This is a genomic window from Blautia hominis, from assembly GCA_002270465.1.
GTDB classification, from domain to species: domain Bacteria; phylum Bacillota; class Clostridia; order Lachnospirales; family Lachnospiraceae; genus Blautia; species Blautia hominis.
Map to the genome: position 1 here is coordinate 494,027 of NQOF01000003.1, position 11,436 is coordinate 505,462.

The 11,436-nt window shown below is 46.0% G+C and carries 7 protein-coding genes; all 7 read left to right on the forward strand.

What is annotated here, in order from left to right; genetic code table 11:
- Window positions 1-45 precede the first annotated feature (45 nt).
- The 7 genes from CI595_RS12800 to CI595_RS12830 all read left to right on the forward strand — a co-directional run bounded on the left by CI595_RS12800 (window position 46) and on the right by CI595_RS12830 (window position 11,306).
- The gene (locus CI595_RS12800) at window positions 46-1,752 is read left to right on the forward strand and encodes a sensor histidine kinase (protein ID WP_095173654.1); all 1,707 of its coding nucleotides are present in this window, start codon (window positions 46-48) and stop codon (window positions 1,750-1,752) included.
- A gap of 199 nt (window positions 1,753-1,951) precedes the next feature.
- The gene (locus tag CI595_RS12805; protein ID WP_095173656.1) at window positions 1,952-3,274 is read left to right on the forward strand and encodes an ABC transporter substrate-binding protein; all 1,323 of its coding nucleotides are present in this window, start codon (window positions 1,952-1,954) and stop codon (window positions 3,272-3,274) included.
- A 109-nt stretch (window positions 3,275-3,383) separates the two neighbouring features.
- The gene (locus CI595_RS12810; protein WP_095173658.1) at window positions 3,384-4,271 is read left to right on the forward strand and encodes a carbohydrate ABC transporter permease; all 888 of its coding nucleotides are present in this window, start codon (window positions 3,384-3,386) and stop codon (window positions 4,269-4,271) included.
- A 4-nt stretch (window positions 4,272-4,275) separates the two neighbouring features.
- Window positions 4,276-5,100: a carbohydrate ABC transporter permease gene (locus CI595_RS12815; RefSeq protein ID WP_095173661.1), complete on the forward strand. Its 825-nt coding sequence runs from the start codon at window positions 4,276-4,278 to the stop codon at window positions 5,098-5,100.
- A gap of 8 nt (window positions 5,101-5,108) precedes the next feature.
- The gene (locus CI595_RS12820) at window positions 5,109-7,574 is read left to right on the forward strand and encodes a glycoside hydrolase family 2 protein (RefSeq protein ID WP_095173664.1); all 2,466 of its coding nucleotides are present in this window, start codon (window positions 5,109-5,111) and stop codon (window positions 7,572-7,574) included.
- 215 nt (window positions 7,575-7,789) lie between these two features.
- The gene (locus tag CI595_RS12825) at window positions 7,790-8,731 is read left to right on the forward strand and encodes an aldo/keto reductase (RefSeq protein WP_095173666.1); all 942 of its coding nucleotides are present in this window, start codon (window positions 7,790-7,792) and stop codon (window positions 8,729-8,731) included.
- 16 nt (window positions 8,732-8,747) lie between these two features.
- Window positions 8,748-11,306: a glycoside hydrolase family 2 protein gene (locus CI595_RS12830; protein ID WP_095173668.1), complete on the forward strand. Its 2,559-nt coding sequence runs from the start codon at window positions 8,748-8,750 to the stop codon at window positions 11,304-11,306.
- The last annotated feature ends 130 nt before the right edge of the window (window positions 11,307-11,436 follow it).

The following is an 11,436-nucleotide window of genomic DNA, read 5'->3' on the forward strand; positions in this document are numbered from 1 at the left end:
AAAGGATTATTAAAGGAACGCGCGCAATACAAAGGGGAAAAGGTTATGTTTTATCAAAAAAAGTCTAAAATATACAAAAGGCTTCTGCTCATGGTGCTGAGCGCCATTATGATCTGTGTGGTTCTGTGCAGCGGTGCGGTATATCTGTATCTGAAGCCATTGATCGAAACTTCACTGGTTGAGAAAAACAGGTCCATGATATTAAAAATGGCGGAACAGGTATCTAATTCACTGGAAGAGATCAGTTTGTACGCAAGCAATATCACATTTGACGAGACTGTTCAGAAAGCCTTTGATGAGAAAACACACCGCCGGGAAGGCAGTTATGAATACTATTCCGTTATACAGACACTGGAGAAAAAATTAAAGGAATACCAGATCTTAAGAGACAATATCATTCTGGATATCTTTGCTGTGGACAGTGACGGTATTGTAATGGAGACCAGATACCAGTACGAACAGCTCATGAAGGAAGACTTGTATGAAAGGCTGCAGACAGACCATATAAGCGGAGAATTTCTGGTGCCGCATATGGTGAATTATTACAGGTCCTACGGTGAAAAAAATACAATTGCCTATGTAAATGATATTTTTGATAAGTCACAGATCGGGGTGAAGAGAGGTAAATTGTTCATCCTGGCGGATGTGGAAAAGATCATTTCACCCCTTGTATTTGACGAAGATGAAATCGGAATGGAGCTTCATGACCAAAGCGGCAGAGTGATCTACAGCAATGTAGATTCCGGCTTGGAAGGGGTACTTTCAGAGAAAGAATATTATAAAGACAACATAGGAAGCCACGGATGGTACATCTGCTACCAGGTGGCAAAAGGGGACATTTCAGGCACCATGCGGCAGATGAATAATATTGTTATCAGTATTATAGTCATCAGTCTTCTGGTCATGCTGAGCCTGGTGGCAGGTCTGGTGCAGAGGATCATCACGCCTCTTGACACCCTTGTGAGAGGGATGCAGAGCGTAGCCGGAGGCAGCCGTGAGGAGCGGATCGAGATCCATACAGGGGATGAATGTGAGCAGGCTGCCAATGTTTTTAATTCTATGGTGAAAAGTATCAATGAACACACAGAAAAACTGCTGTTAAGTGAGAAAAAGCAATATGACTCTCAGCTTAAAATGCTGTCCTATCAGTTAAACCCACATTTTATCTATAACACACTGAATGCCGTGATCTGCCTTGCCAGAAAACAGGATTATCAGGAGATCATCCGCCTGACCCGTTCATTTATCCTGCTTCTCCGTTCCCTGCTCCTCACAGACTTGCAAGCCATGGCATCAGTTGAGGAGGAGAAGGAATATATCTGCCGCTATGTGGAGGTACTGCAGATTTGTTATAAAAATATTCCCAATATCAAGTGGGAGATTGACGAAACCTTGCTGTCCAGGCAGATCCCGCGGATGATTCTCTATCCCCTGGTGGAAAACAGTATTTTTCACGGTATCATTCCAAGCAATACCTCGTCACTGCTCAGAATCGTGATCGCCCAAAAGGACGACCGGATAAACATAATCGTTGAGGATGACGGGGTAGGATGTACGGAGGAGGAGAGGGAAAGCATCAGACTTCGTCTGGAAAGCGAGCGCACCGGGGGGCACATCGGCATGTTTAATGTAAATGGAAGACTGAAGCTGATTTATGAGGAAGTGCAGCCCTTGAAAATGGAGATGCGCCCGGGAGGCGGAACTATTATTTCCTTTGCGTTCAGTAAACCAAGAGAAGAAAGAGATGTGTGATGATATATGTATAAAATTACAAAAAATATATAAAAAATGACAAAAAAGCAGATGATTTACAGTGTAAAAGTAATAGAAACTAAGAAAATAAGTGTAAAAAGTATAAAAAATCCAAGGATACCCATATTTTTATGTGCGGGTTATACAGTTATACTGAGGATGTAAAAAAGATGCGTGAACAATAAAGGAGGAAAAGGAAATGAAGAAAAAGATGATCACTATTTTCATGGCATCCATGTTGGCAGTTACATCTCTTGCGGGCTGTACATCTTCAGAAAATGAAAAGAGCGGAGAAAGCGGAGCAAAAGAAGAAAGCAAAAGCGAAGAGGGAGACCGGGAAATTACCATTTGGTGCTGGGATACCAGTGACAATGGGAAGAAGATGAATGCCGGATTTACGGAAGCTACCGGAATTAAGGTAAATATGGTTGCCGTGGAAAGCAAAGATATGACACAGAAACTGCAGACCACGCTTGCCAGCGGCGGGGAAATGCCGGATGTTGCGTGGCTGGAGGCTACCTACAGAGGAAAACTGCTGTCTCTGGATATCTGGGAAGACATAACAAAGGACCCCTATAATTTTGACACCAGTCAGGTGCTGGACTACCTGATCCCTCTGGAGACATCAGAGAGCGGACAGTATGTGGGGCCGGAATGTCCCTCCGTGGCCGGCATGGCCTATAAACGTGAACTGGCCAAAGAATATCTCGGAACCGATGACCCGCAGGAACTGGAGGCAATGCTCTCAGACTGGGATTCCTTTATTGAAAAAGGAAAAGAAGTGAAGGAAAAATCAGGAGGCCAGGTATTCATGCTCTCCAGTATCGGAGCCGCAGGGCAGATGCTTATGGGACAGTCCACAGAACCTTTTGTGGATGGGGATAAGATCAATCTGGAAGCATCCATGAAGCCTATTTTTGAAAAACTCATAGAAATGAAAAAGGCCGGGATTGTAGACGTGCTGGATTTCAGCTCCGCGGAGGAAGGTGCTTCCTATGCCGGGGAGAATGATATTTTCTATCCATGCGCTAACTGGTCCGTTGAATTTACCATCAAACCCAATGATAAGGACGGACAGGGACGCTGGGGCTTCATGCTTCCTCCGGGAGGTCCGTTCCCCTGGGGAGGAACTGTAATGGGTGTTCCAAAGGCAGGTAAAAATAAAGAGGCAGCAGCAGAATACGTGAAATTTATGTTTGGTTCTGAGGAGGGAGCAATTCTGCAGAGGGACTGCAAAGGTAATTTTTCACCCTATAAACCGGTTTATGAGCAGACAGATTTCTACAGCAGAGAGGACGAGTACTTTGCCGGTCAGGATGTACTGCAGGCAATTGCCCAGGAGGTTCTGCCAAATATAAAGGGAGTAAGGGAACCAAGCAAATACGACCAGGATATCAATGATGCATACAATCTTGCCCTGAAAACCATCAACGCATCCGTGGACGGCAGTATCACCGCAGATGAACTGATCACGTCCATGACAGATGAGCTGCTCATCAAACAGCCGGATCTGGAAAAGTAAAAGGACTGCCGGAAGTGATCTGCCGGCGGCTATGAGGCTGTGAACCATTACAGTATAGGGAAAAGGGCCTGAAAAGCAGGTCCTTTTCTGATAAAGGGGGAAAATTAACATGTCTAAAAAAAGTGCACCGTATGCAATGATCCTGCCGTATTTTCTGCTCTACATTGCATTTGGCCTGTTTCCCATTCTGTTTTCTCTTGGTGTCAGTTTTACAAGCTGGGACGGAATCGGAGAGATGACTTTTGTGGGGCTTAAGAACTATGTGCGGGTATTTACACAGGATAAATATTTTTATAAGTCACTATGGAACACCTTGATCCTGCTGGGCATCAGTACACCTATACAGATTGCCCTGGGACTCCTGACTGCAACCTTTTTAAAGGACTTTTTCAAAAAAACACAAAACGGGCTGCAGCTGATCAACTTCCTGCCATACATAACCACACCCGTTGCGGTGGGTATCATATTCCAGCTTATGTTTGACTGGAAAAGCGGAGTTGTCAATGCATTTTTGAACCTGTTCGGTGCAGAATCTGTCTACTGGCTGGGTCACGCGTGGACAGCACGGGCAGTGGTCATCTTTATGCTCATATGGAAAAATTACGGGTATAAAATGATCATGTTCCTGTCAGGTCTCTCCACGATTCCGGACGAATTATACGAGGCGGCTAAAATTGACGGGGCTTCCTGGTGGGCCAGATTTACAAAGATCACCATTCCGCTTCTAAAACCTATTTTCGTTTTTGTTATCATTACCAGTGTGATCAACGGGTTCAAACTGTTTGATGAGCCGCAGCTCTTGTTTAACTCGGCCGGGCAGCCCACAGGAGGACCGGACCGCTCTGTTATGACCGTTGTAATGAAATTCTATGACAGTTCCTTTAAGAACTTTGAATTCGGTTACGGTTCCGCACTGGCATACTGTCTGTTTCTGGTGATCGCTGTGGCATCACTTGTGTTATTCCGTGTGGTTAACGGTAAGAAAAAGGAGGATTGAGAGTATGAGAAAAACTTCCTGGATACGGAAAATACCCATGTGCCTGTTTATGCTGGTCCTGTCAGTCTGTGCTCTGCTTCCTTTTTACATGATGATCATCATGGGCACACACTACAGTGAGGATTTGTATACGGGTGTAAAACTGTTTTTTGGTAAATATTTTGTTCAGAATTTTCATGCAGTCATGCGGCAGAATTTCCTGCTCTATTACGCAAACAGCCTGATCGTAGCATGCTGCAACACCATCGGCGGCCTGCTTGTCAGTGCTCTTGCGGGATATGCCTTTGCAAAATACGATTTCAAAGGAAAGAAGCTGCTTTTCGCCGTAGTTGTGGCGACCCTGGCAATCCCTCAGCAGCTTGGCCTTGTGGGATTTGTAATGGAGATGAGATGGATTGGGATGAATAACACGCTGTTCCCGCTGATCGTATCAGGAATGGCAAATGCTTTCGGTGTGTTCTGGATGCGCCAATTTATAGAAAGTTCGGTTCCGGATGAGATCATTGAGAGCGGAAGAGTGGATGGATGCAAAGAATTCGGTATTTTTTTCCGGCTGATCATGCCCATCATCAAACCGGCCTTGATCACCATATTCCTTCTGTTCTTTTTATGGTCCTGGAACAATTATATGACACCTCTTGTCATGATAAGCGACCAGAAATATTATACCATTCCTCTTTCCATTGCCCTGATCAGCAGTGAGTACAGAACCGATTATGCGGCAAGGATCCTGGCGCTGTCCATGGGTACCATCCCCATTTTGATCCTGTTTGCCTTTGGCTCCAAACATCTGATTCGCGGACTGGTAGCCGGCAGTGTAAAGGGGTGAGCGGCGGTATGAAAAGAGAAAGAATACTTACAGATAATTGGTTCCTTCAGGAGCAGGGAAGCAGGGAATCTATGAGAATACCCAGCATGCCTATGCAGGTCCATGATATTTTATATCATTACGGAAAAATAAGCGATTCCTATCAGTGGGGAAAGACCGAAGACTGCCGATGGGTCAATGATAAGACCTGGATATACAGTACAGATTTCCGGATCTTATGGTGCAGCACGGATCATGCATCCGAGGAGAAGGTGAGCGGAGAATATGTTCTGCTGCTGGAAGGGCTGGATACGTTTGCGGAGATCCGGGTAAATCAGGAATTGGCAGGCAGACATAATGACTGCTATCTGCCGTGCAGACTGGACATTTCCGCACTGGTAAGGCCGGGACGGAATACACTTGAAATTATATTCCGTCCTGTTGGGGAGGTGCTGAAAGAAACAGAAGAGAAGTATAAGGATGTTTTGGCAAAGGGAACGGTGGAACCCTGTCGTTTTCTGAGAAAAACCTTTCATGATTTTACTACATATTTGGGAAATGATCCGGATTTTTATAAGGTTGGGGTATTTGGAAAGTCTGTGTTATATGAAATACCTGACAAACTGCGGCTGGAAGAAATGGATGTGGATTATGCGCTGAATGAAACGCTTGATACGGTGAAGCTCCATGTCTATCCTGTAGTGGCGGGAGAAGAGGACAGCATTATTACAGACCGCGTCAGGGTAAGTATCCTGTACGGCAAAGAACGGATATGGGAACAGGAAAAGAACGCCGGCGAGGGCTTTTTTACAAGGATAGAGAATGTGCATCTGTGGTGGCCGGCCGGTTACGGAACCCCTGATCTGTATTGTGTGCAGGCGGATTTAATAAGGGGCGGACAGGTCATAGACACATGTCAAAAACAGATTGGATTTAGGAAGATCACGGTGCAGGGTATGCTGGATTTCCAGGTTAACGGAAAGACGGTTAAGTTATGGGGCGCCAATCTGACACCGGATCAGGGTTATACACTCTGTGAAGATACAGAGAGAATCCGGCGGCTCCTGAACCTTGCCAAGGATGCCCATGTGAATACGCTCCGCATTTGGGGGGAAGGGACAGCTTTTGGGGAATTTCTCTACAACTTCGCGGATGAAAACGGTATTCTTTTGTGGCAGGAATTTTTCTGCGGACATGCTCAGTACCCGGATGTGGAATATGTGAGAGAAAAGATACTGCAGGAAGCAGAACATATGATCAGGAGCAGGAAACACCATCCATCCATACTGCTCTGGTGCGGAGGGAATGAATGCTATCTGAGCCGTGATTTTGCAGCACCGCAGGAGAAATATCTCATGGCAGATTTTTTTGAATATGATTTGAAAAGGCTGTGCTTAAGGCTGGATCCCGACCGGTATTACCATGTGAATTCCCCGTTTTTCGGCAGCTATTCCAACGAACCCGGAAAGGGTGACACCCACAGTTATACCAATTCCTGGTATGTGCCGGGGAGCGATCATCCTATCTTTGCCAGTGAAAATCTGAGAGTATCGTTTCCGGGTGTAAAGACCCTGAAACGTTACCTGAAAAAGGATACACTTCCAACACCGACTGTGCAAAGACATGGCGGCCTCCCATGGCCCAAGGAATATGAATCTATTACCTCTGCAGAATCCTGGAAAAAGATACCTTCCATAGAGGCGTTTTACGAGGCAGAAAGCCCCGAGGAAATGGTCTATCAGTATGGGGCAGCGGCGGGACAGTATATCAAAGATACAGTAGAACGGTACAGAAGAGGAAGAAAAGCAGAAGCGGGCACAGAAGACAGAATTTGCAAAGGACATTTTATATGGAAGTGGAATACTACATTCCCCCATATATACAGTTCTGTGCTGGACTTTTATCTGGAGCAGAAAATGCCTTACTATTATCTGAAAAGAGCGTATGAACCACTCAGTGTACAGGTAGAGGCAGCGGATCATCTGCATGTATGGCTTGTAAATGATACAGGGGTATCTGCAAAAGGACGGATCACGGCGGAACTTTTTGATATGCAGACCAACTGTTATGTGAAAAAGGAAGAATTTCCGGTAATATGTAAGCCGGGTGAAAGTGCTTATGCGGGAAGGTTGGATTCTTTCGGCCAGTTTACACGGGATAAGATCGTGAAAGTTACTTTCTTTGATACAAAGGGAACGGTGACAGCCCAAAACCATACTTTTGTTGATATTGAGAGGCATCTTGCATTCCCTCAGTCAGGACTTGAAATATGGAAAGAGAAAGATGAGATCTGTCTCAGAGCAAAGCGGTTTGCCAGAAGTGTGGAATTGTGCGGGGAGGAAGATGGAGATGCCTATTGGTGGGATTTTCAGGATAATTATTTTGATCTGTTTCCCGGTGAAGTTAAGAGGGTTGGATATGGGAAAACGCACAGAAGCGGAAGAATTATGGCAAAAGCTGTATATGACGAAAGGTATGTGGAACTGAATGTTTAAGACTTCCGCAAGGCGTTCCCGGCGGGATGCGCAAGAGAAGGATGATCGCAAGCGGCCGCGCTTCGGCGCGGGAATGGCAATCCGGGCGTATCGTTCGGAAATGCCGCCTGTTATGGAGTATTGTTCGGAAATGCCGCCTGTCATGGCGTATTGTTCGGAAATGCCGCCTGGCATTAGAGTACAATTTAAAAAATAAAAATCTGGAGGAATGAACTATGGAATATACAAGATTTGGAAAAACGGAGTTGAAGGTATCAGAAATCGGGTTTGGCGCGTGGGCTATCGGCGGCTCCGGATGGGGAGAAGGCTGTGATGATGCCCTGTCCATGGAGGCACTTGCATGTGCATGGGAGGAAGGTGTGAATCTGTTTGATACCTGTGATTCCTATGGAAACGGGCACAGTGAGGAGCTGATCGGTAAATTTTTAGCAGGGAAACGCCACGAAGCGGTGATCGTAACAAAGGGCGGTACTAATTTCCGGGTGCCCGAAAGAAGTAAAAATTTCACCAGAGAATATCTGAAAATGTGCCTGGATGAGAGTCTCAAAAGACTGCAGACAGACTATGTGGACGTCTACCTTCTTCATGTACCGGATGCCGGATGGCAGGACAAAGAACAGGTGCTGGATACCATGAAAGAGCTGAAGCAGTCAGGAAAAGCCAGATTCTGCGGGCTTGCCATGTGGGGCGCTGCGGATACCCTTCATGCCTTCGAGAAGGATAAAGAAGGAGTCATCGAGGCGCTGGAATGCCCCTTCAATATCCTAAATAAATCCAATCTGGAAGTAGTGGAAATTGCCAGACAGAGAGATATTCCGGTTCTCACCAGCCAGCCTCTGGCAAGCGGTATTCTGACCGGAAAATATGCAGTGGACACTAAGTTTTTACAGGGAGACAACAGGGCAGGATTCTGGACGGCAGAGCGTTTTGCAGCAGTGGAAAAGGATATGGAGATCATCCGTGCCTGTGTCAAAGAGCCTGTACAGAACATGGCACAGCTTGCCCTGGCCTATGCCCTGAACTATCCGGGAATCTCCTGTGTGATCCCGGGTGCAAAAAATGCATCCCAGGTCAAAAAGAATGTATCTGCCAGTGGGATTGTGCTGGATGCCAGCGTGATGGAAAAATTAAAAGGGACAGAAGGGTTTGTGTTCTGATTGGGTGTAATATTTTATGAAAAACGTGGAGCTGGTAAGCGGGTGGAGTCTGAAAAAGGTTGGTAAGGAAACGGACCGGATATCGGTTGAAGAAATATTTGAAAGGAAACCGGATAGGACGTTTGTTGAGGAACGGTCAGTTTGGGAGAGGGACTGGATATCCATTGAAAAGATGCCTGCACAGGTACAGGATGTTTTGTATGACCATGGTTTCCTGCCGGAAGAATTCAGGCTTGGATGGTGTGAGAAAGCGCTTTTTATAGGAGAATCGGACTGGATATACCGATGCAGCTTTTCAGGAGAAAAAGGCAGAAAATGCCGGATACGGTTTCAGGGGCTGGATACCATAGCTGATATTTATCTTAATGGCATAAAACTGGGAAGGTGTGAGGACTTTTATCTTCCTGCAGAGTTTGATATCACAGATATACTGGAACAAAAGAATACCTTGTATCTGCATTTTATCAGTCCTATTTCTTATATGAAGGAACAGGAGTGGGAGGATAAATGGAACGGTTCTGTGCTGCGCTGCAAAACGGTCAGGAAACCGATCCACGATTTTCCGCCGGAAAAAATAGAAAAGGGAAGTAACTATCAGGGGGCCGTACCTTACTTTACACCGGTAGGCGTTTATGGTCCGGTTTTTCTGGTGTATCATGAGGAGGAAGAGATAAAGGAAGATTTCATAGAGGCCGGGCTTAAAGAGGATGGAAACGGCGTGCTCACTATAGAGATGAGAGGCACAGGCAGACCGGATACCCTGACGGTATACTGGGAGTTTCCCGGGGAATGCGGAGTCGAAACACAGAGCAGAAACGGGAGACAGAGTTTCAGTCCTGATATAAGTTGTGACGGCTGGCATATCCGGGAAGAAATAGCAGTGGATACGCCGCCTTTATGGTGGCCCAGAGGGTTCGGGGAACAGAATCTGGCTGAAATAAGTATCGAAATCCAAAAGGATGGGAGAGTCTGTGACCGCATACTGAAAAGGATAGGATTTCGCAGAATCCGGATGGAAGTACCTTTTGCATATTGTATCAATGGCAAAAGGGTCAGATTATTTGGCGGAAGCCTGGATCCTCTGCAGGGGTACACCCACTGTTATCAGCCGGAGCGGGAGCAACGTCTGTTCGAGATGGTGGAGAATGCCAATATGAATACGCTTCGTATCTGGGGAGAAGGCATACCGTTGCCGGATGAATTTTATGATGAATGCGACAAACGGGGAATCCTTGTCTGGCAGGAGTTCTTTCTGGGACATGGCGCCTATCCTGACAGTGAAAAAATAAGGGATTTCTGCAAAAAGGAAGCAGAATATCTAGTGAGACGGCTCAGGCATCACCCTTCCCTGCTTCTGTGGTGTGGAGGGAACGAAACCTTAATGGGAGCTGAATTTCAGGGATGTTTTCCCTATGGAAAAGAGATTTTTCTGGAGGATTTTCCGGAGATTGTGGAGCGCCTTGACAATAGCAGATATTATCATCCCAATTCCCCGTATGGGGGAGAGTGGGCCAATGACCCGAGGGAGGGAGATTTGCATACCTATGATTGTGTGTGGGAATACCCTTATAAATCCTATCCGAATTTTATCAGTGAGCATATCAGAACGGCGCCTCCGGTGAGACACAGTCTTGAAAAAATGATCCGGGGAAGCATTTGGCCTGAAGGATTTACAGGACAGGTTTTGCCCGGAAACGGAAATATTATGCCGGATACCTGGGTGGAACGGAGTCATATCTCAGCACAGGGACAGCGGAAAACCGGAGATTACTGGGAGTTTTACGATGCAGAGAATGCAGATGATCTCCTGTATCGTTTCGGTGCCGCTTATGGAAAAGAAATCAGGAGGTACGGCGTGCAGGTAAGGATCGGAAGCAGAAATCCGGAAGTGTTTTCCGGGCGTTCTAAAGGGTATTTTGCCTGTAAACTGGTGGATACATGGCCTAAGATCTACTGTGCTGCCATTGATTTTTTCCAGGAAGGTTATATTCCCTACTACACTCTGAAACGGGTATTTTCACCGGTGCTGCTGTGTTTTCAGAAAGAGGAGAGCATTCGTCTGTGGGGTGTCAATGACTCTGCAGCAGACGTATCAGGAACTGTTAAATATGGAATTCTCAACTTGATAAGCGGGCAGACAGAAAAGATAAAAGAGAAAAAAATAACCGTGACTCAGGGTGATGCAGTACCGGTTGATGATTTGGCGGATCTTCACTTTTTTTCAAAGGACTGTATTTTGTTTGCGGTTCTCTGCAGAGAGGATGGAGAGGAGCCGGTGGTATGTATTGATTATGTAGATATTGAAAGACATCTGGAATTTCCGGAACCCAATTTAAAATTGGAACTGAGCGGGGATGAATTGGTGATCACAGCAGAACGGTTTGCGCGCTGTGTACAGATTGCCGGTGAACAGGATGGAGACAAGTTCGGCTGGCTGTTCACAGATAACTATTTTGATATGCTTCCGGGACAAAGGAAAAAGGTGAAAGTTCTGGGGAATAAGGAGTACGGGACGCTTTATGTGAAATCCCAGTATGGGTGCTGCAGAAAAATCGTAACAGTTCAGACAAGCTGAACCGTTACGCATCCAGCCATTAAGAATCGTTTCACGATGGGCCGGATAAAGCTGGCACTACTTTTTCGTACGGTCAGCACAGTAAATGCGCAGACCTGTCTGAACTGTTACGAAAAATCAGCTATAGGAA